This is a genomic window from Aliiroseovarius sp. M344 (genome assembly GCF_025140835.1).
Lineage (GTDB): Bacteria > Pseudomonadota > Alphaproteobacteria > Rhodobacterales > Rhodobacteraceae > Aliiroseovarius.
In genome coordinates this window covers 2,543,942-2,568,479 of record NZ_CP081153.1, presented here as the reverse complement: position 1 = coordinate 2,568,479, position 24,538 = coordinate 2,543,942, and the positions used below count along the sequence as shown (strand labels likewise).

The 24,538-nt window shown below is 57.4% G+C and carries 23 protein-coding genes; 14 read left to right on the top strand and 9 right to left on the bottom strand.

Going from position 1 to position 24,538, the window contains the following annotated elements; translation table 11 throughout:
* Positions 1 to 76 precede the first annotated feature (76 nt).
* The 5 genes from K3556_RS12570 to fliL all read right to left on the bottom strand — a co-directional run bounded on the left by K3556_RS12570 (position 77) and on the right by fliL (position 4,718).
* The gene (locus tag K3556_RS12570) at positions 77 to 1,861 is read right to left on the bottom strand and encodes a hypothetical protein (protein ID WP_260517119.1); all 1,785 of its coding nucleotides are present in this window, start codon (positions 1,859 to 1,861) and stop codon (positions 77 to 79) included.
* A 377-nt stretch (positions 1,862 to 2,238) separates the two neighbouring features.
* Complete coding sequence (gene motA, locus K3556_RS12565) at positions 2,239 to 3,105, bottom strand: flagellar motor stator protein MotA (protein ID WP_260517118.1); 867 nt, start codon at positions 3,103 to 3,105, stop codon at positions 2,239 to 2,241.
* Between the two features lie 75 nt (positions 3,106 to 3,180).
* On the bottom strand, positions 3,181 to 3,789 hold the full coding sequence (locus tag K3556_RS12560; protein ID WP_260517117.1) for a MotE family protein: 609 nt from the start codon (positions 3,787 to 3,789) through the stop codon (positions 3,181 to 3,183).
* Entirely contained in the window at positions 3,786 to 4,205 is a 420-nt protein-coding gene (locus K3556_RS12555) for a hypothetical protein (RefSeq protein ID WP_260517116.1), read from the bottom strand. Before K3556_RS12555 ends, K3556_RS12560 begins: the two co-directional genes overlap by 4 nt.
* A 15-nt stretch (positions 4,206 to 4,220) precedes the next feature.
* Positions 4,221 to 4,718, bottom strand: a complete 498-nt coding sequence (gene fliL / locus K3556_RS12550) for a flagellar basal body-associated protein FliL (protein ID WP_260517115.1) — start codon at positions 4,716 to 4,718, stop codon at positions 4,221 to 4,223.
* Positions 4,719 to 4,845: 127 nt separating this feature from the next.
* On the opposite strand from fliL, the gene fliF reads away from it, so the two are divergent.
* From fliF to fliP, 4 genes are read left to right on the top strand one after another with little or no spacing between them, the layout of a single operon-like run.
* Positions 4,846 to 6,474, top strand: coding sequence for a flagellar basal-body MS-ring/collar protein FliF (gene fliF, locus K3556_RS12545; RefSeq protein ID WP_260517114.1), 1,629 nt, complete (start codon positions 4,846 to 4,848; stop codon positions 6,472 to 6,474).
* Positions 6,471 to 7,076, top strand: a complete 606-nt coding sequence (locus K3556_RS12540; protein WP_260517113.1) for a flagellar biosynthesis protein — start codon at positions 6,471 to 6,473, stop codon at positions 7,074 to 7,076. The genes fliF and K3556_RS12540 overlap by 4 nt, the downstream gene beginning before the upstream one ends.
* Positions 7,069 to 7,359 (top strand): FliM/FliN family flagellar motor C-terminal domain-containing protein, encoded by a 291-nt coding sequence (locus K3556_RS12535; protein WP_260517112.1) that lies wholly within the window; start codon positions 7,069 to 7,071, stop codon positions 7,357 to 7,359. Before K3556_RS12540 ends, K3556_RS12535 begins: the two co-directional genes overlap by 8 nt.
* Positions 7,356 to 8,117 carry a flagellar type III secretion system pore protein FliP gene (gene fliP / locus K3556_RS12530; protein WP_260517111.1) on the top strand — a complete coding sequence of 254 codons (762 nt, stop codon included), beginning with the start codon at positions 7,356 to 7,358 and terminating at the stop codon, positions 8,115 to 8,117. Before K3556_RS12535 ends, fliP begins: the two co-directional genes overlap by 4 nt.
* A gap of 15 nt (positions 8,118 to 8,132) precedes the next feature.
* On the opposite strand, the gene K3556_RS12525 is transcribed toward fliP, so the two are convergent.
* A complete protein-coding gene (locus tag K3556_RS12525) occupies positions 8,133 to 9,299 on the bottom strand; it encodes an alpha-hydroxy acid oxidase (protein ID WP_260517110.1) in 1,167 nt (388 codons plus the stop codon).
* A gap of 227 nt (positions 9,300 to 9,526) precedes the next feature.
* On the opposite strand from K3556_RS12525, the gene K3556_RS12520 reads away from it, so the two are divergent.
* The 5 genes from K3556_RS12520 to K3556_RS16450 all read left to right on the top strand — a co-directional run bounded on the left by K3556_RS12520 (position 9,527) and on the right by K3556_RS16450 (position 14,526).
* The gene (locus K3556_RS12520; RefSeq protein WP_260517109.1) at positions 9,527 to 10,588 is read left to right on the top strand and encodes a Hint domain-containing protein; all 1,062 of its coding nucleotides are present in this window, start codon (positions 9,527 to 9,529) and stop codon (positions 10,586 to 10,588) included.
* A gap of 166 nt (positions 10,589 to 10,754) precedes the next feature.
* Entirely contained in the window at positions 10,755 to 11,375 is a 621-nt protein-coding gene (rpsD, locus tag K3556_RS12515) for a 30S ribosomal protein S4 (RefSeq protein WP_260517108.1), read from the top strand.
* Positions 11,376 to 11,559: 184 nt separating this feature from the next.
* Positions 11,560 to 12,699 carry a histidinol-phosphate transaminase gene (gene hisC, locus K3556_RS12510; protein ID WP_260517107.1) on the top strand — a complete coding sequence of 380 codons (1,140 nt, stop codon included), beginning with the start codon at positions 11,560 to 11,562 and terminating at the stop codon, positions 12,697 to 12,699.
* A complete protein-coding gene (locus K3556_RS12505) occupies positions 12,696 to 13,613 on the top strand; it encodes a prephenate/arogenate dehydrogenase family protein (RefSeq protein ID WP_260517106.1) in 918 nt (305 codons plus the stop codon). The genes hisC and K3556_RS12505 overlap by 4 nt, the downstream gene beginning before the upstream one ends.
* A 406-nt stretch (positions 13,614 to 14,019) precedes the next feature.
* Positions 14,020 to 14,526 (top strand): extensin family protein, encoded by a 507-nt coding sequence (locus tag K3556_RS16450; protein ID WP_312847262.1) that lies wholly within the window; start codon positions 14,020 to 14,022, stop codon positions 14,524 to 14,526.
* A gap of 3 nt (positions 14,527 to 14,529) precedes the next feature.
* Here K3556_RS16450 and K3556_RS12495 read toward each other — a convergent pair whose 3' ends face one another.
* On the bottom strand, positions 14,530 to 15,531 hold the full coding sequence (locus K3556_RS12495; RefSeq protein ID WP_260517105.1) for a DUF2125 domain-containing protein: 1,002 nt from the start codon (positions 15,529 to 15,531) through the stop codon (positions 14,530 to 14,532).
* Between the two features lie 71 nt (positions 15,532 to 15,602).
* Here K3556_RS12495 and K3556_RS12490 point away from each other — a divergent pair, with 71 nt between their 5' ends.
* From K3556_RS12490 to K3556_RS12480, 3 genes are all read left to right on the top strand, one after another.
* The gene (locus tag K3556_RS12490; RefSeq protein ID WP_260517104.1) at positions 15,603 to 16,142 is read left to right on the top strand and encodes a gamma-glutamylcyclotransferase; all 540 of its coding nucleotides are present in this window, start codon (positions 15,603 to 15,605) and stop codon (positions 16,140 to 16,142) included.
* Between the two features lie 78 nt (positions 16,143 to 16,220).
* The gene (locus K3556_RS12485) at positions 16,221 to 17,420 is read left to right on the top strand and encodes a biopolymer transporter ExbB (protein ID WP_260517103.1); all 1,200 of its coding nucleotides are present in this window, start codon (positions 16,221 to 16,223) and stop codon (positions 17,418 to 17,420) included.
* A gap of 3 nt (positions 17,421 to 17,423) precedes the next feature.
* Complete coding sequence (locus K3556_RS12480) at positions 17,424 to 19,160, top strand: peptidoglycan -binding protein (protein WP_260517102.1); 1,737 nt, start codon at positions 17,424 to 17,426, stop codon at positions 19,158 to 19,160.
* 77 nt (positions 19,161 to 19,237) lie between these two features.
* Here the strand turns inward: K3556_RS12480 and clpA are convergent, their stop codons facing one another.
* Positions 19,238 to 21,562 (bottom strand): ATP-dependent Clp protease ATP-binding subunit ClpA, encoded by a 2,325-nt coding sequence (gene clpA, locus K3556_RS12475; protein ID WP_260519252.1) that lies wholly within the window; start codon positions 21,560 to 21,562, stop codon positions 19,238 to 19,240.
* 158 nt (positions 21,563 to 21,720) lie between these two features.
* Entirely contained in the window at positions 21,721 to 22,485 is a 765-nt protein-coding gene (gloB, locus tag K3556_RS12470) for a hydroxyacylglutathione hydrolase (protein WP_260517101.1), read from the bottom strand.
* Positions 22,486 to 22,563: 78 nt separating this feature from the next.
* Between gloB and K3556_RS12465 the strand changes: the two genes are divergently transcribed.
* Entirely contained in the window at positions 22,564 to 23,208 is a 645-nt protein-coding gene (locus K3556_RS12465; RefSeq protein WP_260517100.1) for a class I SAM-dependent methyltransferase, read from the top strand.
* 96 nt (positions 23,209 to 23,304) lie between these two features.
* Complete coding sequence (locus K3556_RS12460) at positions 23,305 to 24,081, top strand: class I SAM-dependent methyltransferase (RefSeq protein WP_260519251.1); 777 nt, start codon at positions 23,305 to 23,307, stop codon at positions 24,079 to 24,081.
* Positions 24,082 to 24,538 lie beyond the last annotated feature (457 nt).

Below are 24,538 nucleotides of genomic sequence, written 5' to 3'. Positions count from 1 at the left end.
CGAGTCGAAGTTCCCGCTTGTGTGTTGCCCCCAATTTACGAGCGCATGCTTAACAAGCGGTAACCACAAACAAGGCCTAGCGGACCGGGGCATCTTTCAAAGCGGCGTCGACGATGGCCCGGGCTTCCTGGCTTTGTTCGATCAGCGTGCGTAACTTTTCAAGTGATGTTTCTGGCTGTTGGTTGCCGTCGCCTATTTGCGGCGTGTCTTGGGGCTCGGCAATTGAAATCGCCTGCTCGTCGGGTTCATCAAGTGCTGCTGCGCGCAGTTGCATGGCCTCGGGGCTAGAAAGACCACTCAGGTAGCCCATGGCGACCTTGACTTCACCAAGCGCTAAAGCGGCCTTAGCGATCAGCAGGCGCGCTTCGCGGCTTGGAGGCATGGGCTGATCCAACAACAAGCGCTTTGCCGTCTCTGCAAACCCCAGCGTTAGCAACCTGTCTGCTAGCATGATGCGCGTGACCTCAGTGGCTTCCGACCAGATAGGAAGACCGATTGCATGTCGAAGAAACGTGGCATTCGACCCTGAATTTGCCAATGCTGAACCAAACTCTTCCAATAAGGCGAGATGCTCGTCGTTGCTTTTGTCTGGGAACTGCTCAAGGCCGGCTAATTTTGTCTTTGCAGCCGTGAACCGCGCCGTATGAATCAGCGCTCTGATCTCAGCAATGGCAAGATCGGCGCCCCTTTCAGTAGATCGATGTTCATGCGCAAGCGAAGCCAGAAGTTCCAGCGTACGGTCCGGAATGCCTTGCTGGTTTTCGATATGACTTGCGACAAGCAAAAGTACGGCCTCCACGGAGTTTTGGTCGTCTGCGTCAACGATTTTGGTCAGTGTATCTCTGGCCTGGGTATCTTGTCCGGTTGCCATGGAGAGCTGCGCTTCGGAAAGGGCGTTGGCAGTCTCCTGAATTGGTACGCCGCGTTGCACAATACCATTGATCTCGATAGCTGTTTCTGTGTCCCCAATCGCCAAAAACTTGCGCATCACCATTGGGCCAAGATGGACGCGGAGGTGACGTGGTAAGACGGAAAATTCCGAGATCACCGCAGCCGTGTTGATACGCTGATCTCTGGGAAGTCGGGGATGTGCCAGCACGGCCCAAAGCGAAACTGGGCCTTCACAAGCCAGCTGACTGGCCATGCGAGCGAAATCTCCGGAGGAACCGGTTTCCATGACGTCCGCCATCAACCGCAAGTTTGCGTCATCGTCAAAACCCGCACCAAACGTTCTCATGTAAGCCTGCGCCTCGGCGCCAAAAGTCAAATAAATTTGATGCTGTAGGATTTGTTTGAATGCCTGCTGATCCAGCGTATCGAATTCTGCCAACAAATTCGTTTTGTGTGCCGCGAAATCCAGCGAGCGCTCATCGTCGTCGCCCCAGTCCGCAATTGCAAATGACCGAGCCGGTAGACAGGGCGTACCGTCTTCAACCGCAGCTGGGGTGCCGATTGAACCGCCGAAGTCACGATCAACCGAGGTCTGGACTCGCAGGTGGTCATTTGCCGATTGCGGAGGCGTCGGCAATTCCTGCGATTGTGTTTGTTCAACTAGGGGCGGCGCCAGCGCTTGTTCGCTGTCTGGAAGGGCGGGAATGGGCGGTGCGATAACGAGTCCCTGCGACGCGGCGCGCGCCAATTGTTCCAAAAGCCCCTGTTCCGTCAGCGGATGAGGTTCGGTTGCTGCGGGTTTGGTCGCCGGTAGGTCTTGGTCAGGGTGGTTGTTGGTTTGACTCACGGGCAAAACTTGTTGGTTTTCGGCTTCACCGATGGCGATGGGAAGCCCTCGCCGGGCCAGGCGCGTACTAAGTTGGGTTTGGTGATTTTCAGCGCGGGCTATGGTTTGCGTGTCATCTTGCAACGAAGATTTCGCGCTGGGCAGTGGCGTGTCAGAAATGTCGATCACGAATTGCCCGGTTGGCAAAACCTCTGTCCTCGCGTCACATTTGCACGGCACGGTTATCTCCAGAATGCCGCCGCCCTGTGATGTCAGTGCGGAGATACGCGTGCGCGGAATCAGGTCAAAAACTGCCGAGATGTCAAACTTGACGGACGTGTTGCCTAAGGACAGTCGAAAACCGGTTTCTGTCTGTATCAAATCGGGCGTGTCGGTACTTTTTGTGTACACGACCAGCCGAGAAAAACCGGTATGTTCCCCCGACCTTACCGTGACTTCCTTCGCTGTCAGGCTTGCCGGCCAACAGACACAAAGGCACCAAAGGATGAACGTTCTGCGCATCAGGCCACCTGTTTTACCTCTTTCAAGGCGTCCTCAAGATCTGAGAAACTCGGGCGTTGATGTCCCGGCGTGTTTTGACGGCCAACTTCGATGCAGATATTGACCGAATGATTGTAAAGATTGGCGACCAGGACTTCACGGATCAGCTGATAGAAATGCGCGTCTTCTTCCACCACTGTTTTTACTTTCGCCGAAAAAGGTCCAACGAGTCCGTAGGCCAGGAACACCCCCAAGAACGTTCCGACCAGCGCCCCGCCAATCATTTTGCCGAGAATTTCCGGCGGCTGGTCAATCGAACCCATGGTTTTGATCACGCCCAGAACGGCGGCGACAATACCCAAGGCGGGCAGGCCGTCCGCGACCGTTTGCAGCGCGTGACTGGAGTGCAGCGCGTGATGCAAATTAGCGTCCATCCGTTTTTCGAGGACCTCCTCCACTTGATGGGGATCGTCGTAGTTCATCGACGCAGATCGCAAGGTGTCACAGATGAGTGCGACCGCTTCATGGTCTGCAAGTATCTTGGGGTAGCGGCTGAAAATCGCGCTTTCTTCCGGGTTTTCGATATGCTCCTCCAGCGCGACTGCGTTTTGGCGCGCCTGTCTGATCAATTCAAACAGGAGGCAAAGGAGATCGCGGTAATCTTCCGGCTGCCATTTCGGACCTTTGAAGACTTTACCAAGGTCCTTCAGGGTGTGTTTGATGGCTGCCATATCATTTGAAATAATGAACGCCCCGGCCGCCGCGCCGCCAATCATCGTAAATTCGAATGGTAGGGATTTAAGGATAATTCCCATCTTGCCGCCGGCGGCCAGATAGCCACCAAAGACCATCACAAAAATTAGTGCGATGCCAACAAATCCAATCATTTCGCCCCCCTTGTTTCGGCGCGCCGCAATCATATTAGAGATGGCAGAAAGGGGTTAACAAACCCCCACAGTTTCTTAGTTTGTCGGCACTTCTGAGTTGCGACCGACAAAAACTACACTGATGGCATAGGCTGTTTGCGGATCGAGCCCGGCCATGATCTGGGCGCCAACGGCTGGCTTCATGCGCGACAGAAAACCGGCGGCAAATTCTGGGTCCATGGTTTCGAAAAGTGGAATGGCCTGTTTCGGCTTCATGCTTTCATAAAGCGCGGTCAAACGTGCAAGATCGTCGGACGCGGCAGTTGTCGCGACGGCCATCGTGGCGGCCAATTGATCTTCTGCCGCCACCAGCGCCTGCATTTTTTCTGTCAGCTCCCGATCGGCAACCGCGAGTGTTTTCAGGCGCGCCTCAAGTGCGGTCTCATTCTCAACCAAAGTCGTTTCACGTTTTTGAAGAGCAGAGAGGACCGTCTCTATGTCAGCTTCGGTTGTGCAGGCCGGGCGTTCGCCATTACCAACCGATGTGCCGCGCAGAAGTTCGTTAAAATCCTCCGCAACAGCAAATCCAATCCCGCCCAGACGAACTAGACCCGACGCGCTCAGCAGCAGTGCGATTGTAAGCAATGTGCGGCGGCCGGTGGCTCGGCGGCGGGCAGATTTTTGCTTTGTTTTCACGCGATTCATTCTGCTGCTTCCATTACACGATGGCTGAAAAACATCGGCGGCGCAGTGTTGCCGACGTCAGTGCTTTGATGCTGTGCCGGGTCGGTGGGCGGATCGGGTGGCGGCACGTCAGGGCCCAGCGCCTGCTTGACGTCAGGCAGGTCATGCAGGCTGGCCATCATCAGCTCAAGTTTCTGCGCTGACGCTTCGGCGCGCTCGGTCAAGTCGGTCAGCACAGCAGCGCTTTGTCCCGCCGCGTCCCTTGCGCTGTTTAGCGATGTCGTCATGTCGTCGACTTGTGCAGACAACACGGCAACAGCGCCGCCCATTCCGTTTTGTAGGTTGTTGAATCGGCGCAAACGCCTGGACAAAACCATGCAATAAATAGCGGCGCCAATTGCGCCAATGCCCAGCATAATGTCAGCGATAATATCCATACGTACTCCTCCTTCTCAGTTGAGGACGAATTCAAGAATGAGCAGGTCCCGCACGCGACCTTCACCTGTGACCAACTGGATGCGCCGCAGCATCTGCGCACGTAACTTGATCAGCGCAGTGGGGTCCTCCAGCATCGTGACCTCGACGGCTCTGAGATAGGAATTGAGCACATCAATGACCCGCGGCAGCAGGTTGGATACCTCGACCTCGTGACCCGGCACGACCTCAAGTGAGCCGCGAAACCGCAGGTGACGACTTCTTGCGGAACTGCTGAGCGAAATGACCAAGGGCTCCAACTCGACAAAGGCCACCGCAGGCAGGTCCGCGACGGGCGCGTCCTGTTTAGCCTCAGCATCCTGCTTGGGGGCTCCGCCGACCAATCCGGAATAGGTTGCAAAGAAACCGCCGCCACCCAATGCAAGTGCCAGCAGAAGACCGATCAGAAGGCCCTTTTTGGACTTCTTTTGTGACGGCTGTTCGTCGGCTTCGATGTTCAATTTGCTATTTGCCATGGGGCACCCAGAGAATTTCGTTCGAATCGTTATAAGCCGCCGGCCACTAACCAATTGTTAAGGCCAATCGGGGAAGACTGTGGGCTGTGACGGGGGCAGAAGCCCGCTCGGTTAAAGGAGTTGCGTCTTGCAGCAGATCGCCAAGGTTTGGGCCAATTTGGATATGCGGAAACGCCTGATTGTGGTTGCGTCCACGCTGGGCATGTTTGTCGCAGTGATTGGGTTGTCGCGCATGGCGACCTCGACACAAATGACGCTGCTTTACGCGGGGTTGGAAAGCGGTGCTGCGGGTGACGTCGTCAAGGCGCTGGAGGCGCGCGGCGTTGCCTATGACATTCGCGGCGGGTCGATCTTTGTTGACACGTCCAAACGCGACAGCCTGCGCATGACTTTGGCCAGCGAAGGGCTGCCTGCAAACGGTGGCAAGGGCTACGAACTTCTGGATGGGCTGAGCGGGTTTGGAACAACCTCGCAGATGTTTGACGCGGCCTATTGGCGCGCAAAAGAAGGCGAGCTGGCGCGTACCATTGTCGCAAGCCCGATGATCCAGAACGCGCGTGTTCACATTGGAAATATGTCGACTCAGCAGTTTCGCCAACGCAGCGAGCCTTCGGCGTCCGTGACGGTGACGACTGCAAGCGGTGATTTACCCGGCGCCCAAGCGAAAGCCCTGAAATTTCTTGTGGCGTCAGCCGTGCCGGGGCTGTCGCCCGATCACGTTTCGATCATCGACAGTCGCGGGGGCTTGATTGCAAGTGCCGACGAGCGATCAGATCTCAACAGCCTCGCTTCGGATCGCGCCATGGTTCTTAAGCAAAACGTCGAACGATTGTTGGAGGCGCGGGTTGGCTTTGGCAATGCAGTGGTCGAACTGAATCTAGAGACGGTGACCGAGCAGGAGTCCATTCTTGAACGCCGGTTTGACCCTGAAGCCCGTGTGGCCGTGTCGACGGATACGTTAGAGACATCGAACACCGCTAAGGACAGCGAAAGCGGTGGGGTGACGGTGGCATCGAACCTTCCGGATGGTGATGCTGCGGGCGGTGGAAATTCGTCGTCGAACACCTCTGAAACACGGGAGCGGATCAACTATGAAGTTTCCGAAACCACGCGTGAAGTCGTCACCGGACCCGGAGCTGTCAAGCGCCTGACCGTCGCCGTTCTGATCGACGGTATTCGTGCAACAGATGCAAATGGCGACGTGGTCTGGACGGCCCGCAGTTCCGAGGAACTTGCCAGCCTTCGCGAACTGGTTGCAGGCGCTGTCGGGTTCGACGAAGCGCGTGGCGATCAGATCACAATGAAATCATTGCAGTTCGAACCTGTCCCCGCTGCGGGCAGCGCACCGTCTGGCGGGCTGCTGTCGAGCTTGGCGATTGACGTCATGGCGTTGGTGCAGATGGCCGTCCTGGCGATTGTCACGATTGTGCTCGGGCTGTTTGTGTTGCGCCCGATCTTCGCATCAAGCTTGGCATCATCTGGCACACGTACGGCGGCAGCACTTCCGGGGCCTGATGACGACGCTGACCAATCGGCTGGTGCGCCTGCATTGGCGCAGTCTGTCCCGTCGGCTGCAACAGACTTGCCTGCGGTTCTCGACCAGCCAGTTGGAACTGAAATTATTCCTTCCAGTCAAGCGGAGTTGACCGGCCCAGACCCGGTCGAGCGCCTGCGCAACCTGATCGCCGAACGGCAATCGGACACCGTTGAAATCCTACGCGGCTGGATGGAAGAAGATGAAGAGGTCGCGCGATGACCAAACCTTTGAAGCTGGAGGATTTCGATCTGGTCAATCTGCCCGCCTCACAGGCTGGTCCGCACCGCATCGCAGAGGCCGAACTGGAAAAGATTCGCCTTGCCTCTTACGAGGCTGGCTATAGCGCCGGATGGGATGATGCGCTGAAAGAAGCGGATGGCGACAAGGATCGGATCGAGGCTGAGTTTGCCCGAAACCTGGAAGACCTCGGTTTCACCTTTCACGAGGCAAGAAGCCATGTTCTGGGTTCGCTTGAACCCCTGCTGCGCGCGATGGTCGACACCTTGTTGCCTGAGGTTGTGCAGGATGCGCTGGGCCACGTCATCAATGATGAAATCATGCCGCTTGCCGAAAAAGCTGCCGATACCCCGATCGAGGTGCGCGTGTCAGCTGGCAGTCGCCGGGTTCTGGATCACTTGATGGGCCGGGTGAACGCGACACCGCTGGAAATTTTCGAAGACGACACCTTGCCAGACGGTCAGGTATTTTTGCGCTCAGCAAAGTCCGAACGATGCATCGATCTGACATCCGCTTTGTCGCGCATCAAAGGTGCTGTGACCGCGCTTTATGACATCAATGAAAAGGCATTTGATCATGGCTGACCCCCAGAACCCACCTGAAACCCAGGCCAATTCCAGCCCATTTGTTCAGGTTCCAATCGAGATCACGATTTCGGTCGGGCGGGCGCGCCCAACGGTGAAAGAACTGCTGCAATTGTCTCAAGATACGGTCTTGCCGTTGGACAAGCGGATCGAAGATCCGGTCGAGCTTTACGTCGGTGACAAGTTGATCGGGCGCGGCCAGTTGGAAGAGTTGGAAGGTGACTCTCAGGGACGCCTGGCCGTTCGTCTAACCGAAATTGCAGACCTGAAGTCCGGCCTATGAGGCACTTGTCTCGCGCGAATTGGCTTGGTTGGATTGGTCTATTGGCCCTGACGGTGGCGGCTTGTGTCGCCACCTCAGGTGCGGCAGTCGCGCAAGACATTACCCTTTCTGTTGGGGAGGGCGGGTCGCTGGCCACGCGGACCATTCAGGTGTTTGTGCTGGTTACCGTCTTAAGCCTTGTTCCCGGCCTCGCGGTGATGGTGACCTGTTTCCCGTTCATCGTGACGGTGCTGTCGATCCTTAGGCAAGCCATCGGATTGCAGCAGTCGCCCCCGAACATGCTGATCATCAGCCTTGCGCTTTTCCTGACCTATTTCATTATGGAGCCGGTTTTTCTGGAAGCTTGGACAAAAGGTGGTCAGCCGTTCTCAGACGGGGTGCTCGAGGTTGAGCCTGCCTTCATGGCGGCGATCGATCCTTTCCGTGTATTCATGGCCGCGCGGATCGATCCAGAGACGTTTGAACATCTGGCAGCTTTGCGTGAACAGACTGCGGGCACGGTGATTGGGAACGACGCCCCGCTTTCACTTCTGGTGCCATCATTCCTGTTGTCTGAAGTCGAACGGGCGTTTCAGATCGGGTTTCTGGTGTTTTTGCCGTTTTTGGTGATCGATCTCGTCGTCGCGGCGATCCTGATGTCGATGGGCATGATGATGGTGCCGCCGGCAATTGTATCTTTGCCGTTCAAACTGGCCTTCTTCGTTGTGGCAGACGGATGGACGCTGATCTCGGGCGCGCTGGTCAGAAGCTATTTCTGACCATTTGCAACGCCGTCAGCTTTCCCAGTCGCCAGAAAAACCTTTGGGAACATGCAGAATTGATCTATCGACCGTGTTGATGTCCCGGTGCCCGCAAAAGGCCATCGAGATATCCATTTCCTTGTGGATCACCTCAAGTGCTTTGGTCACACCCTCTTCGCCCATTGCCCCTAGGCCATAGGTGAAGGCGCGGCCGATATATGTGCCTTTCGCGCCCATCGCGATAGCCTTTAGCGCGTCCTGACCCGAGCGGATGCCGCTGTCCAGATGCACCTCGATCTTGTCACCAACAGCGTCCAGGATCGCGGGCAAAGCACGGATGGAGCTAAGCGTCCCGTCAAGTTGCCGCCCGCCGTGATTGGACACAATGATCGCATCCGCGCCGACATTCAGCGCCTCAATCGCGTCTTCCGGCTCCATGATCCCTTTAATGATCAAGGGTCCGCCCCACATCTTTTTGAACTGCCGGATGCGATCCCAGTCGAGCGAAGGATCAAAGGCCTGCGCCGTCCATTCACTGAGCGACGATGTATCCTCGACCCCTTGTGCGTGCCCGACGATGTTGCCAAAAAACCGCCGCTTGGTTCCCAGCATGCCCAGACCCCATTGCACCTTGGTCATCATGTTGGCGATGGATGCGGGTGTCAGCTTGGGCGGGGCGGACAGGCCGTTTTTCAGATCTTTGTGGCGTTGACCCAGCACCTGCAGGTCCACGGTGATAACGATCGCCGAACATTTGGCAGCGCGGGCGCGATCGAACAGCCGCTGCATAAAATCAACGTCCTTCAAAGTGTAGACCTGAAACCAGAAGGGCGCGTTTGTGTGCTCTGCCACATCTTCGATCGAGCAGATGGACATGGTCGACAGGGTGAATGGAACGCCGAATTTCTCGGCGGCGCGCGCCGCCTTTATCTCTCCATCCGCGCATTGCATGCCAGTGAATCCGACCGGAGCGAGTGCCACCGGCATCGCAACCTCCTGCCCGATCATCGTTGACCGGGTAGAGCGGTTGTCCATGTCTACGGCAACGCGTTGGCGGAAATAAAGTTTGTCGAAATCCGAGCTGTTCTCGCGAAAGGTTTGTTCGGTCCAGCTGCCGCTTTCGGCATAATCATAGAACATCTTTGGCACCCGTCGGGCATAGATACGACGAAGGTCTTCTATTTCAGTGATGATCGGCATAACGGACGCTCCGCAAAAATTGGTAAGATTTTATTACCAGTTGCGATCGGGCATTGCAATCCTGTTGAAATGAGCGTCGCACCGTAGATTTTCGGGAACTGTTGTGACTGTTGCGATTTGATCGCGCCAGACCGCCGGAGATGACTGCGCAGACAAATTTCTTAACAAAGCGAATCACCCATGCTAGCCTTCGCGTAATAAAAACAAAAAATGGCAGGTTATCGGGCATGGAAACGGGCTTTAATGGCACGTTTGTCATCTCATGGTCGCAGACAGAAGTAGACGGAATGCCGGGGGCATCGGTGACGTCACTTGGCGTAGGGTCGAATTGGCGCTGGACGGGTACACCGTTGCGCGTCGACGGGCCACGTGAACTTCGCGACTTAGAGAGCGCAAGCGGAGAGCAAGACCAACGTAGGCGGGCCGCACATAGTGTGCACAAACTCGTCGGGGCAGCGATCGATCCCTCACGTCCCCTTGGGTCGCATTCGGTCGACAGTCATCAATTGAATATGGGTTTCGAGATTACGGACGGGCATGCAAGCTATGTCGTGACGTTAATCGATGGCGCTGATGATCAGACACTTCTGATGTTCGTCGGCGAACTCCCTCCGGCAAATACGGATTTTTGGGTGGTGCGGGCCAGTATGTCGCCAAACCCAAAGAACGAACTGGTTGAGCAACCGGCAGGGGTGATTTGCTTTGCGCCCGGCACCCGGCTGCGCACGCATAGCGGCGAAGTTCCTGTTGAAGATCTGCGGGAAGGTGACGAGCTGCAAACCCGTGACAACGGCACCCAGAAGGTGTTGTGGATCGGTAACAAGCGCATCACCGGCGCACGGATGTTTGCGATGCCAGAGCTGCGGCCGATCCGGCTGCGGGCCGGGGCGATCCGCTCTGGGCAGCCAGATGCGGACCTGATTGTGTCGGGGCAGCACCAGATTCTGTTGAACGGAAAACGCGCGCGCGAGCTGTTCAACGAAGACGAAGTGCTGATCTCGGCGCGCGATCTGGTGGACGAACGACGGGTTGTTGTCGACTACACGATCCGTGAGATCACGTACTACCACGTGCTTTTGGAAAACCACGAGGTTGTGTGGGCAAACGGTGTTCCCGCTGAAAGCTTTCATCCGGCAAATGCGAATTTGGACTCGTTGGAGCCCGACCAACGCAACCGCTTGATCGAGATGTTTCCGCAACTGGACTTCAACCCCATGGCCTATGGCGGCTATGCCCGCCGCAGTCTGAACCGGGGCGAGGCCGCGATTTTGCGCGGAGAAATCGCATAACGCACTTATCGGGGCGTTGACACCACCACTCACGGCGCTATAAGCCCCAAATCCGGTCCCGCAAGGGGCCGGTTTTCATTGGTGTTGGTGGCCCCTGCGAAGGGATGCCTGTCGGGCTTCGGCCAAAGGACAACGCCCTTCGATACTTTTATGAAGGAGACCAGCCGTGACCAAACGCACGTCTGCCAAATACAAAATTGATCGCCGCATGGGCGAAAACATCTGGGGCCGCCCCAAGTCGCCGGTAAACCGCCGCGAATATGGCCCCGGCCAGCACGGCCAGCGCCGCAAGGGCAAACTGTCGGACTTCGGTCTGCAGCTGCGCGCCAAGCAGAAGCTGAAAGGCTATTACGGCGACCTGACCGAAAAACAATTCCGCCGCATCTATGGTGAAGCCGAGCGTGTCAAAGGCGACACCGGTGAAAACCTGATCGGTCTGTTGGAGCGCCGCCTGGACGCTGTTGTCTACCGCGCCAAGTTCGTGGCAACCGTTTTTGCTGCCCGCCAGTTCGTGAACCACGGCCACGTGCGTGTGAACGGCAAGAAGGTGAACATTCCTTCCTACCGTGTGCAGGAAGGTGACGTGATCGAAGTGCGTGACCGTTCGAAGCAAATGGCGGCCATTCTGGAAGCTGTTCAGCTGCCCGAGCGTGACGTGCCTGACTATCTGGACGTTGACCATTCGAAACTGACCGCAACCTTCACCCGGACGCCCGGCCTTTCGGACGTGCCGTATCCGGTCGTGATGGAACCGAACCTGGTCGTCGAATTCTACGCGAAAAACTAAGCTAAGCTTATAACATCGCAGAGTTTTGGAACCCGCCCAGGTTTTTGGGCGGGTTTCTTTTTGCGTGAGGTTAACGAGTGTGTGTGCAGTGAAGCCTCAGCGTCATGAGCAATTCACCGTCGAGCGCATTCGGCCTTTCTCTGAGCCTTTCACCTCTGTAAATCACTTCTTAGGGGGCAAACTTATGACCAAATTGAAACCTCAGCCGGGGATCATGCAGATCAAGCCCTATGTTGGCGGTGCTTCGAGCATTGCCGGTGTGGCGAATGTAATAAAGCTAAGCTCCAACGAAAATCCGTTTGGCCCCAGCCCCGACGCCATCGACGCCTTCCAGCGCGCGGCGCATGAGTTGCACCGATACCCAAATACGGATCACAGCACACTGCGCGCAGCGATCGCGAAGCTTCACGGGCTGGACCCCGATCGCATCATCTGCGGTGTCGGATCGGACGAGGTTATTACTTTTCTGTGCCAGTGCTACTCTGGCCCTGAAAACGAAGTGATTTACACCGAGCACGGCTTTTCGATGTACAAGATCTCGGCGCTGGCGGTGGGTGCGACCCCTGTCATGGTGCCAGAGCGCGAGCGGATGGTCGACGTCGACGAAATTCTGAAAGCCGTCACGGAACGGACCAGTCTGGTTTTCGTCACCAATCCAGGCAATCCAACGGCGACGATGGTCAGCCACGCCGAGTTGGCCAGATTGGCGCGCGAGTTGCCGGATAACGTGCTGTTGGTTCTGGATGGCGCCTATGCAGAATACGTCGATGGGTTCGATGGCGGCGCGGGACTGGTCGAGAAATACGCCAATGTATTCATGACCCGGACCTTTTCAAAGATGTATGGGCTTGGCGGATTGCGGATCGGTTGGGGCTACGGTGCGGCCGAGGTGATTGATGTGTTGAACCGCGTGCGCGGCCCTTTCAATCTGTCAATGGCCCAGCAGGCAGCGGCCGAAGCCGCCCTGCATGACCGCGCCCACGTGGCGCGCTGCTTGTCAGAAAACACACGGCTGCGGTCGTGGCTGGCCGAAGCTTTGGCTGAACTTGGGGTGCCGTCCGACACATCCTGCGCCAACTTCATCCTTGCCCGTTTTGCCAATGCGGATGAAGCAACGGCTTGCAACGATTTCTTGCAGGAGAAAGGGATCATAGTGCGGCTGGTTGCGGGATACGGATTGCCGAACTGCCTGCGTATCACCGTAGGTGACGAAGCGTCGTGCCGCCGGGTGGCGCATATGATTGGGCGGTTCAAAGGTGGCGCGCCGGGATCGAGGTTAATGCTATTGGACGAAGATCGGCTGGACGGTGAGGATCAGGCATGAGTGTGATATACAACCGCGTTGCGTTGATCGGCCTTGGTCTGATTGCCTCATCAATGGCGCATGCCATGCGCCGTGCTGGCCTTGCTGGTGAAATTATCGGCACAGCGCGTTCATCAGAAACACGCGACATTGCTCGTGAGATCGGGTTTTGCGACCGCGTGGTAGACACTGCAGCCGAGGCGGTTGTGGGCGCGGATCTTGTTGTGCTGGCGGTTCCCGTGGGGGCAATGGGCGCTGTGGCAGCCGAGATCGGACCGCACCTGCAAGATGGTGCAACCGTCACCGATGTCGGATCAGTGAAAGCCGCCGTGATCGAAGCCGTCGCGCCGCATCTTCCCGACCATGTTCATTTCGTGCCCGGCCACCCGTTGGCGGGCACCGAACACAGTGGGCCACGTTCAGGATTTGCTGCGCTTTTCGATAATCGCTGGACCATCCTGATCCCGAACGGTGCAGACACGACCGCCACCGAACGGCTGCGCGATCTGTGGCAAGCCATGGGCGCACTGGTGGAAATGATGGACGCGGAACACCATGATCTGGTGTTGTCCGTGACCAGCCACACGCCACACCTGATCGCCTACACAATGGTGGGCGTCGCTGACGACCTGTCTCGGGTCACCGACAGCGAGGTCATTAAGTACTCGGCGGCGGGTTTCCGCGACTTTACGCGCATCGCGGCATCGGATCCCACCATGTGGCGCGATGTGTTTTTAGCCAACAAAGACGCCACGTTAGAGATCCTGGGCCGGTTCACGGAAGAGCTTTTTGCACTGCAACGTTCCATCCGGACGGGGGACGGAGACGCCCTTTTTGACTATTTCACTCGAACCCGTGCGATCCGTCGTGGTATTATCGAAGCCGGGCAAGATACAGACGCGCCCGATTTCGGTCGAACCGGCAAACGCGATTGATCCGTTCTGCCAGAGTATGTTTGAAGGAGCAGTAAAGATGGCGGCAAAGGTTTGGCGTCGTGATTGTTTAAATGTTGCGATAGGTTTGATGCTGGGATGCGGGATTGGCGTGACTGCTTTTGCATCCGCCCCCGATACGTCCGCCCGTCCGGAACCCCGTCCGGACACTGTGATCGTGACCACGTTTAGCTCCGCCGCTAAACCGTCTGCGCGGACCCCCGTGCAACCGCAGGCGCGCCCGACCGAAAGGCTGGCCGCCGCTTCGTCTGTTACTGGGATTCAACCGACTAAACTGGCGGTCCGTCAATCGTTGCGCCCGAAAAATCGGCCAAAAGGGTTTGTCCGTAAAGTCGCGGCATCAGCGCCCAAACCTTCGACGTCTGGTCGCCGGGGGCGGGTTTGCGGTGTGAACGATATCAAAGGCCAAAATATTTCTGCCATCCCGGGAAAGATCCGGGGCTGCGGTGTGTCCGATCCCGTGCGCGTCACTGAGGTATCCGGCGTCAAGCTGAGCCAACCGGCGGTGATGGATTGCACAACGGCGAAGGCCCTGAACACATGGGTCCGCGAAGGCGTTTTCCCAGCGGTCGGTCGCTTGGGCGGCGGACCATCTTCGCTGCGCGTGGTGGCGCATTACGCCTGCCGCACCCGCAACAACAAGCCCGGCGCAAAGATCAGCGAACACGGGCGTGGCCGGGCGATCGATATTGCCGGTGTCCGGTTGAAAAACGGGGCCGAGATATCTGTCCTGAAAGGTTGGCGCGATCCGGTAAAGGGTAATGTGCTGAAAAAGATGCACAAAGCTGCGTGTGGCCCGTTTGGCACGGTTCTTGGCCCCAACTCGGACCGACATCACAAGGACCATCTGCATTTGGACACCGCGCGATATCGCAGCGGGTCTTATTGTCGCTGACGCTTAGCGAATGCGAATGACAGGGGCCGCCCCAATCGGGATCGGCCCCAAGAACATCGTACCGCCAGACAAGCGCAACGGCACATCGAGCGTTTTTTCATCGCCGGACAAACCCGCCACGAATTGCAATGCGCCAGTGACGGTTGAAACGAGCTCCGGTGCCAATGCGCCGGACGCGCGCGCAATCTCGATCATCTGACGCCAGTTACGCGCTTTTACAGTCACGTTGCCATTTGGCCTTCCGCGGTCGTCGACATCAACGGCACCTGCCAGCCAAAGCTCTAGTTCGCCCCATTTGGCCTTCAGCTCGGTCAGATCAATGCGCGACACTTGCGGGCGCGCGTCTTCGATGGCAGCGCGGTCCCAAGGTGCAGTGAAATCGACATTTGCTTTCAGCGTGACCCCTTCAAATACCGGTGGCAAAAGATCATCGGCATCCAAAGTCCGCACGAACGAAGATGCGGGCGTCAGGTTGGCCGCCTCGAAGTGGATTTCATGGCGGTTCTGCCCATCTTCCAGCTGACGGGTCGCCAATTGCCCGCGCTCGAGCGCGGAAACCCAACCAGCCGAAGACGACATTTCCAGACCTTCAAGCACGATCGAGGTGCGCTCTAGCGTCAGCGCCGGTGTCGGGGCCACCACGATCGACCCTTTCACGTTACTGCCGGATATCTCGATCCGTTGTTCAGGGGTCGAAATAACCTGTGTGCCAGGCCACGCGGCAATCACGTGATACGGCTTGTAAGACAAAGCGAGGATTTGGAACTCTGGCGCGATCCATGACAATCCGGTGTCTGGGTCTGCAAGCTCAAGACCGGTGAAAATCGTATCGAACCGGTTGGGAAATCCGCGTGTGGACAGGTCCTCCACCTCGGCCACCCAGCCGTCGGCTTGGCGATCTGTGATCCATGCGCTGAATGCGCGTTCTGTGGCTTTTGAACCAACGAACCAGTACCCACCCCACAGACCCGCCAACACAAGGGCAATCACGATCAATTTGCGCATCACTCTTTCCTCTTGTCGTTTTGCGTGCTTATTGGCGTATCTAAAGCGGCACGTGATGAAGAGCGAGTGAAATGAGCACGCAAGATCTTTGGGTTTTCGGATACGGCTCTTTGATGTGGAACCCCGGCTTCGATCATACCGAGGCTATTGTCGCCACATTGCCCGGCTATCACCGCAGCTTTTGTATGCGTTCGATCCACCATCGCGGAACCGAGGAGGCGCCGGGGCTGGTGCTTGCGCTGGATGAAATGGACGGTGCGCATTGCCAAGGGCTCGCGTTTAGGGCCTGCCCCAAAAGCCATGACAAGACGCTGGCAGAGCTGCGCGAGCGCGAACTTGTGTCCTCTGCCTATCTTGAAAAACGGTTGGTCATCGCGCTGCAGGACGGACGTTCAGTTGAGGCGGTGACATATGTCATTGACCCGGACCACGTGCAGTATTGCCAGATCGAGCTTGATGAACAGGCAAAGATTATCGCGCGCGCTGTCGGTGGGCGAGGGCCAAACACCGAATACCTGTACAACACCGCCGGGCATCTGACCGAGCTTGGTATCGAGGATCAGGACCTGAGCTGGTTGTCTCAACAGGTGCGCGCGCTGGTCGAAAGCTAGTCTTCAGACAATGCTTGGCACCTGCTGCTGTTGCGCCTATCCTGTGCACAACAACAATGGCGACAAGGAATTGCCCGCATGGATCAGTTGGATCGCGGGACGCTGACTGCGCCCAAAAAACGAGGGGTCGAGCCGTCCTTCACCCACCCGATCCGCCAGATCTTCGTGATGTTGGTGGTGCTTGGGTTGGTGGGGTTTGGCGTGTTCATCGCCTTGCCACGGGTGTTGCCCGTCTTTCAGGCCAACCTTTATCTGAACGGTTTCATCCTGTTTGTCTTCGTGATTGGGTTGCTGGCCTGTTTTTGGCAGGTCTGGCAGGTCTTTTCGTCCGTTGGCTGGATCGAAGGATATGTGCAGCAGCGTGACGGCCACGATCCTGACCGCGCGCCGCGATTGCTGGCGTCTCTTGCCGCGCTTTTTCGGTCGAACCGTGGGTCTCACTTGCAGATCGGGGCATCATCATCGCGGTCGATCCTCGACAGTATCGCGACCCGGATTGACGAAGCGCGGGACATCACGCGATATATTGTCAACCTATTGATTTTTCTGGGACTTCTTGGAACATTTTATGGTTTGGCCACGACCGTCCCGGCAGTCGTCGACACAATCCGTTCGCTGGCACCCAGCGAAGGCGAGGGCGGTGTCGAAGTCTTCAATCGGTTGATGACCGGTCTTGAGGTCCAGTTGGGCGGTATGGGCACGGCGTTTTCCTCCTCGCTCCTCGGTCTTGCAGGGTCACTGGTTGTCGGTTTGCTTGAGCTGTTTGCCGGGCACGGCCAGAACCGGTTCTACCGAGAGCTCGAGGAATGGCTGTCCACCATCACGAAGATCAGTTTCGCCTCGGGTGATAGCGAAGCGGATGAAACGGGCGCCGGTGCCTATATGGGCGTGCTGGCCGAACAGATCGAGGCGATGCAGACGCTGTTCACACAGACAGATGTCCAACGCTCGATGCTTGATGATCGGTTGCGTCAGCTGGCCGACAAGCTGGACGCGGTATCAACCCATTTGGGGCAAGATAACGGTCAGGGCGAAGCGCTGACCCGGCTGGCCGATGGACAGGAACGGTTGATCGTTACATTGCAGGCGCAGCGTGAAGAGGCTGAAGCGCAACCCGATGCGGAAAGCCGTATGCGTCTTCGCTCCATTGACGTTCAGCTTTTGCGTATTCTGGAAGAGATGCAGGCGGGACGTCAGGAAAGTCTGGCCGACCTGCGCAGCGATCTTGCGACGCTGACATATGCAATCCGGGTCGCAAGCGGTCAGGACGAGGCATAAGCCATGGCCCTGACGCGTCGATCGGTTCAACGGATGAGCGGCTCGATCTGGCCGGGTTTCGTTGACGCGATGACGGCCCTGTTGCTGGTTTTGATGTTCGTGCTGACGATCTTCATGATCGTGCAATTCATTCTGCGCGAAACCATATCTGGGCAAGCCGATGAGTTGGATGAGTTGTCCAGTCAGGTCGCAGGGCTGGCAGATGCGTTGGGTCTTGAACGGTCCCGCACGTCTGAACTGCAAAACGAGCTGGGCAATCTGAATGCGACATTGGCCGAGGCACGGACAGTGTCGGACGCGCAAGCCGCGCTGATCACGCAGCTGACGGCCCAGACGGACGCGCAGGCTGATGACCTTGCTGCGCAGGCCGCAAAAATTACCAGTTTTGAAGCGCAGGTTGCGACCTTGCTGTCCGAACGCGATCAGGCACGTGCCGAAGGCTCGGCCTTGTCAGCGACAGTCGAAGAGCTGGAGGCCGCGCAGGGGCGTTTGATATCCGAGCAAGAGGCATTGACCTTGGCTTTGGCCAAGGCGCGTGACGAGGTTGACGCGAGTGCAGAAGCCGCCCGATTGGCTGCGGCCAAACGCGAGGCATTGGAGGCGCTGGTCGCCGATCTGGAAACCAAAGCTGCGGACAGCGCCGCTGCTTTGAACGAGGAAGAGGCCAGTCGACTGGTTGAAGCTGCGGCAGCGGCGGCGTTGCGCGAACGGCTGAAAACGGCGGATGAGGAATTGACGGCGATGACCCTGGCGCTCGAGGCAGAGCGCAAGCAGGCCGAGGACACGCTGACCTTGCTTGCAGCGGCGAAAGCGGCTGGCGTTGATCTGGAACAGCGGTTGGCATCCGCTTTGTTGCAGTTGGACGAACAGGACGCCGCGCAGGCCGATGCCGCCAGTTTGCGCGCGCAACTCGCCGCCGCGCTGGCTGCCCGCCTTGCGGCTGAAGACCAGAAAGATGCGACGTTGAGCGAGGCGGATGAACGCGCCCGCCTGTTGGCAGCGGCCAATCTGGCACTGGCCGAGGAAGAAGCCCAAAGCGCCGAAAGCCAGCGAAAGATCGCGCTGCTCAATGAACAAGTCGCCGCATTGCGCACGCAGCTTGGCAGCCTTCAGTCGATACTGGACGACGGAAACGCCCGTGATGAGGAAGCACAGGTCCAGATACAAAAGCTGGGGTCCGAGCTGAACTCAGCGCTCGCGCGGGTGGCGTCGGAAGAACGCAAGCGGGCGGCGCTTGAGGAAGCAGAACGTAAGCGGCTTGAAGCAGAAGCCAAGGAACTGGCCGCCTATCGGTCCGAGTTCTTCGGCAAGCTCAAGCAGGTTTTGGGGGATCGGGAGGGCGTGCAGATCGTCGGCGACCGGTTCATTTTCTCTTCCGAGGTGCTGTTCACCAGCGCAGATGCAGCGCTGCAGCCGGAAGGGCAGGCGCAGGTTGCCAATGTGGCCGCGTTGCTGTCAGAGGTTGCAGGCGAAATCCCGTCCGAGGTTGATTGGATCATCCGCGTCGACGGTCACACCGACAACGTACCGCTTTCGGGCACCGGCAGGTATCGCAACAACTGGGAACTAAGCCAGGCGCGCGCGCTGTCGGTTGTCGAATACATGATCAACGATCTCGGTTTTCCGCCTGATCGTCTGGCGGCCACGGGATTTGGCGAATACCGTCCTGTGAATGCAGCCGACACAGCCGAAGCGCGCGCGCAAAACCGACGGATAGAATTGAAACTGACAGAGCGCTAGGCGCCCGTAATTACGCGTATCAACAAAAAAGGCCGCAGCGAGCAACTGCGGCCTTTTCCGATTTCTGGTTGCCGGCCTTAGTCCGCGGTCAGCAATGGTGGCTTTTTGCGAGACCCAAGTTGCGGGTTTTTCGGCTTTTCAATCCGCAGGTCCAGTTCGCCATTCTTGATGCCAACCTGAACCAATCCACCCTTTGTGAGCTTGCCAAACAGCAGCTCCTCGGCCAGCGGTTTCTTGATGTGCTCTTGAATGACCCGACCAAGGGGACGAGCGCCCATCCGGTCGTCATAGCCCTTGTCGGCGATCCACTCGGCTGCCGCGCGCGTCAGCTCGATACTGACCCCGCGATCCAAAAGCTGGGCTTCCAGTTGCAGCACAAACTTCTCGACCACTTGCAAGATTACTTCTTTGCCCAGCGGCGCAAAGCTGATGACAGCGTCGAGACGGTTGCGGAACTCGGGCGTGAAAATACGTTCAATCGCGGCGGTATCTTCGCCCTCGCGACGGTCACGTCCAAAGCCGATGGCGGATTTGGCCTGCTCAGCCGCGCCCGCGTTCGATGTCATGATCAACACCACGTTGCGGAAACTGACCGTGCGACCGTTATGGTCGGTCAATTCGCCATGATCCATGACTTGAAGCAGGATATTATAGACGTCCGGGTGCGCTTTCTCGATCTCGTCCAGCAAAAGCACGCAATGCGGATGCTGATCGACACCATCGGTCAGCAGGCCGCCCTGATCAAACCCGACATAGCCGGGAGGCGCGCCGATCAGACGCGAAACCGCGTGTTTCTCCATGTATTCGGACATATCAAAGCGCAGAAGCTCCACACCAAGGTTGTCGGCGAGCTGTTTGGCGACCTCGGTCTTGCCCACGCCGGTCGGTCCAGCGAACAGGTAGTTGCCAATCGGCTTCTCGGGTTCGCGCAGCCCGGCCCGCGCCAACTTGATGGCCGAGGCGAGGGATTCGATTGCGTTATCCTGCCCAAACACCACCCGCTTGAGCGACTTTTCAAGGTCGCGCAGCGTTTCAGCGTCATCTTTCGAGACGCTTTTCGGAGGAATACGCGCGATCTTTGCAACGACGGCTTCAATCTCTTTAACGCCAATGGTTTTGCGGCGTTTGCTTTCGATCAACAGATGCTGAGCGGCGCCAGCTTCGTCAATCACGTCGATGGCCTTGTCGGGCAACTTGCGGTCGTTCACATACCGATCCGACAACTCGACCGCCGATTTGATGGCCTCGGCGGTGTATTTCACGCCGTGATGTTCTTCGAAATAGGGCTTCAATCCGCGCAGGATCTTCACCGCATCATCGACTGTCGGCTCGTTCACGTCGATCTTCTGGAAGCGGCGGCTGAGCGCGCGATCCTTTTCGAAATGCTGGCGGAATTCCTTATAGGTTGTCGATCCCATACAGCGCAGTTTGCCACCCTGCAGTGCTGGTTTCAGAAGGTTCGACGCATCCATCGCGCCACCAGATGTCGCACCAGCGCCGATCACTGTGTGAATCTCGTCGATGAACAACACCGCATCCGGGTGGTCCTCCAATTCTTTCATCACGGCCTTCAGGCGCTCTTCAAAGTCGCCGCGATAGCGGGTGCCAGCCAGAAGTGCGCCCATATCAAGCGAATAAATCGTTGTCTCGGACAGGATCTCAGGGGTTTCACCGCCAACGACTTTGGCAGCCAATCCTTCAGCAATCGCCGTCTTGCCCACGCCGGGGTCGCCAACCAAAAGGGGGTTGTTCTTGCGGCGGCGGCACAGCACCTGAATGCAACGCTCAACCTCTGATTCACGGCCGATCAGCGGGTCAATGTCGCCCTCACGCGCCTTGGCATTCAGATCGACACAATACTTCGCAAGCGCGCTGTCATTTTCTTCGGCGGGCTGCGCGTCCTGCACATCCTCGTCAAACTCAGGGGCGCCAGATACCGGGCGCGCTTCGCCAAAGCTTGAATCCTTCGCAACGCCATGGGCGATGTAATTCACGGCATCATAGCGGGTCATATCTTGTTCTTGCAGGAAGAACGCGGCGTTCGATTCGCGTTCTGCAAAGATCGCGACCAGCACATTCGCGCCGGTGACTTCGGTGCGACCCGAGCTTTGTACGTGGATGGCGGCGCGTTGAATGACGCGTTGGAAGGCTGCGGTTGGCACTGCCTCGCTGCCTTCGACATCAGTGATCAAGGTCGTCAGCTCTTCATCGACAAACTCGACCAGAACCTTGCGCAATATATCCAGATCAACCGAGCAAGCCTGCATTACGCGGGCCGCATCAGGTTCGTCCAGCAGCGCGAGAAGCAGGTGTTCCAGCGTCGCCAGCTCGTGTTTTCGTTCATTCGCCAATGCAAGAGCGTGGTGAATGGCTTCTTCGAGCGGTTTTGAAAAGGATGGCACGTCGAACACTCCTCGTAGCTGGTGCGGGATCTGCCGCATGACGGTTCTCCCGCCTTTATCGTCGCCTCATATTCTTAAAGTTCGGTTTTCCTGGCGTATCTTCAAGCTTTTTCTTGTCAATTTTTTCTCTCGAAGGCGTGATTGGGCCAATTTCTGCGTCAAAACTTGTCTTTGCGACGTCTGATCTCGGCGAAAACTTCGGTGTCGGAGGCGGCTTCCATATGTAGGGCGGCTTTTACGCCGGACAAGTGGGCACGCAAAAATGGGTTGGTTGCCAGTTCGTCAGACAAGCGCGACGGCACAGTGGGCTGGCCTGCGGCGCGTAAATCTGTAATGTCCTCGGTTCGTTTTTTCAGCGCTTGGTTGTCCGGTTCGACCGTTGCTGCAAAGGCGGCATTCGAGGTTGTATATTCGTGGCCCGAGCAGACCAGTGTGTCAGCTGGCAGCGCCGCCAGACGCGACAGGCTGGACCACATCTGTTCAGGTGTGCCTTCAAACAATCGCCCGCACCCCAGCGCCATCAGGCTGTCACCGGTGAAGACCGCACCTGTATCAGGCACATGAAAGGCGATGTGACCGACCGTGTGCCCCGATACGTCCATGACCTGAACGTCGTGTCCGGAAAACTGGAAGTGATCCCCGTCGTCATAGGCGCGATCGAGGTCAGGCAACCTGTGGACGTCGGCCTTCGCGCCAATCACCTTTGCGCCGGTGGCCTTCACAAGGTCTGCGACACCTTCGACATGGTCCCAGTGGTGGTGTGTCAGCCAGATCTCGGACAATTGCCAGCCACGCGTTTTCAACGCGGTCATGATCGGCCCGGTTTCAGGGGCGTCGATCAGCGCAGTTTCGCCTGTGGCTTCATCATGCAGCAGGAAACTATAGTTGTCGGCGAGGCAAGGGATTGTGACCAGTGTAAGCATGCATATCTCCGGTTTCTATCTCTACTCTTGCCGAAAGGTCGGCAAGGCTCAATACTGCGATTAGACTGGGGGGCTATTATGGCCGGAGAGAAGCCGAATTCCATCGCGCAAACGCGCGAAGACGGGCGATTATCCGCGCCATCCGCTGCGCGCAATATGGACCCAATCCTGTCCGCAATTGAGCCATATGTGCCACGTGGGGGCGTGGCGCTGGAAATCGCGTCAGGGACAGGTGAACATGCCGTCGCCTTTGCTGAAGCGTTTCCCGACACGATCTGGCAACCGACCGACATTGACCCAAAGCGCCTGAACAGCATTGATGCCTGGCGCGCCAAAAAGGGGCTTCTGAATATGCGCGTCGCGCAGGTTCTGGACGCGACAGCCCCAAGTTGGAGCACTGGGCCATTCGAAATGGCGGTAACGGTGAATCTGATGCATCTTATTGCAACGCCGTCTGCACAAGCCGTCGTAAAAGGTGTCGCCCGCAACCTTTTGCCGGGCGGCTATTGGTTTCTGTACGGTCCGTTCCGGACGGCAGGTGATTTTCGGTCAGACAGCGACCGCGCGTTCCATGCCACGCTCACAGAGAATGACCCCGCCATCGGCTATAAGGATATCGAAGTGATCGAGGCATGGGCGACCGAAGCCGGGCTTTATCGTGTCGACCTGATCGAGATGCCGGCGAATAATCTGGTCTTGGTGATGCGCCAATCGCGCGCATGACAGATTTCCCTTCACGCCAAGCCCGTCGCGCATTCCATTTTGCGAGTGATCAGTTAGTCTTGGCGCAACGAAACCGAGCAGGTGGCCGCTAGCGTCATGCATCTGGATGTGCAGGATCTTCGCAATTTCTATTATCGCAGTATGCTTGGGCGTGCGGCGCAGAAGGCTATCCGAGACAAGGTGACAGCGATGTGGCCCGCGGCTCAGGCCAAGGGTCAGACTGTCGCGGGCTTTGGTTTTGCTGTGCCTCTACTGCGGCCATACCTGTCTTCGGCGCGCAGGGTGCTGGGTTTAATGCCTGCGCCGCAAGGTGTGATGCCCTGGCCGGCTGGTTTGAAGAATGTTTCTGTTTTGGTTGAGGACACGATGTGGCCACTCGACACAGGCGTTGTCGACAAGCTGGTCGTGATGCACGGGTTAGAAACCTCAGAGACACCGAGCTTCCTTTTAGACGAAGCCTATCGCGTACTTGGGCCTGGTGGGCGGGCCTTGTTCATCACACCCAATCGGGCCGGACTTTGGGCCAGATCAGACGACACGCCATTTGGCTATGGTCGCCCCTATTCGCTGAGCCAGCTTGAAGCGCAGTTGGAAGAGCATGGGTTCCGTGTCGAACGCCATCTGTCGGCGCTTTATCAGCCGCCATCTTCCAGACGTTTCTGGCTTAAAACCGGGAATTTCTGGGAACGTGCCGGTCTTCAGCTGCCATTGATCTTGGCAGGGGGCGTTTTGATGGTCGAAGTGTCAAAGCAAATCCCTGCGCCAAAACGTCCCGGCTTGGCCCAGGCAGTGAAACGACCGTTGAAGGTGCTAGAAGGTTTGGGCGTGCCCGAACCAAGTGCATCACGATCTGCCAAACCGAAGACAAACTAAAGCGTCTCGCCTTTTACTTGAGGCTGGGGACAGGCGTGGCGCTGCGCAAAATATGAAAATTGTGGGCGTTCCCCGAACATCCTGTAAGTCAGGTTTTACGCGAAACGTTTTAGCTCATTTCGCAGTGGCAGAATCAACCCCAGTGGGGCTTTGGATTCAGCCATAGAATAGGCGGTTTTCGGGATCGACGGACGGAATCATAGCGTTTGGTATACAAATGTATCCAGAAAAATACTTCACGCTTTCAGCACCCAGCACCGCCATTTTCCCCTTTGGTGAAAGGGTCTGGCCCAAATTAGCCTAAGACCCGCCCAAAAAAGGCGGTCAGATGTTGGCGTTAAACCCCTGCAAGCCTGTTGCGAGGTGCGTTTATCCCTGCTACATGCTTCATCGATTTAGATGACACGCGAGAACATGCGGCATCTGTAGGCCGCCCCGGTTTGCCGAAAGGCAAATC

Coding starts and splice junctions, on each gene's coding strand:
- K3556_RS12480 (WP_260517102.1), top strand. CDS start 17,424: ATGGCCCTGACGCGTCGATCGGTTCAACGGATGAGCGGCTCGATCTGG.
- K3556_RS12490 (WP_260517104.1), top strand. CDS start 15,603: ATGAGCACGCAAGATCTTTGGGTTTTCGGATACGGCTCTTTGATGTGG.
- K3556_RS12460 (WP_260519251.1), top strand. CDS start 23,305: ATGCATCTGGATGTGCAGGATCTTCGCAATTTCTATTATCGCAGTATG.
- K3556_RS12525 (WP_260517110.1), bottom strand. CDS start 9,299: ATGCCGATCATCACTGAAATAGAAGACCTTCGTCGTATCTATGCCCGA.
- fliL (WP_260517115.1), bottom strand. CDS start 4,718: ATGGCAAATAGCAAATTGAACATCGAAGCCGACGAACAGCCGTCACAA.
- K3556_RS12485 (WP_260517103.1), top strand. CDS start 16,221: ATGGATCAGTTGGATCGCGGGACGCTGACTGCGCCCAAAAAACGAGGG.
- gloB (WP_260517101.1), bottom strand. CDS start 22,485: ATGCTTACACTGGTCACAATCCCTTGCCTCGCCGACAACTATAGTTTC.
- K3556_RS12465 (WP_260517100.1), top strand. CDS start 22,564: ATGGCCGGAGAGAAGCCGAATTCCATCGCGCAAACGCGCGAAGACGGG.
- K3556_RS12505 (WP_260517106.1), top strand. CDS start 12,696: ATGAGTGTGATATACAACCGCGTTGCGTTGATCGGCCTTGGTCTGATT.
- hisC (WP_260517107.1), top strand. CDS start 11,560: ATGACCAAATTGAAACCTCAGCCGGGGATCATGCAGATCAAGCCCTAT.
- K3556_RS12560 (WP_260517117.1), bottom strand. CDS start 3,789: ATGAATCGCGTGAAAACAAAGCAAAAATCTGCCCGCCGCCGAGCCACC.
- K3556_RS12520 (WP_260517109.1), top strand. CDS start 9,527: ATGGAAACGGGCTTTAATGGCACGTTTGTCATCTCATGGTCGCAGACA.
- K3556_RS12540 (WP_260517113.1), top strand. CDS start 6,471: ATGACCAAACCTTTGAAGCTGGAGGATTTCGATCTGGTCAATCTGCCC.
- K3556_RS12535 (WP_260517112.1), top strand. CDS start 7,069: ATGGCTGACCCCCAGAACCCACCTGAAACCCAGGCCAATTCCAGCCCA.
- K3556_RS12555 (WP_260517116.1), bottom strand. CDS start 4,205: ATGGATATTATCGCTGACATTATGCTGGGCATTGGCGCAATTGGCGCC.
- K3556_RS12495 (WP_260517105.1), bottom strand. CDS start 15,531: ATGCGCAAATTGATCGTGATTGCCCTTGTGTTGGCGGGTCTGTGGGGT.
- motA (WP_260517118.1), bottom strand. CDS start 3,105: ATGATTGGATTTGTTGGCATCGCACTAATTTTTGTGATGGTCTTTGGT.
- fliP (WP_260517111.1), top strand. CDS start 7,356: ATGAGGCACTTGTCTCGCGCGAATTGGCTTGGTTGGATTGGTCTATTG.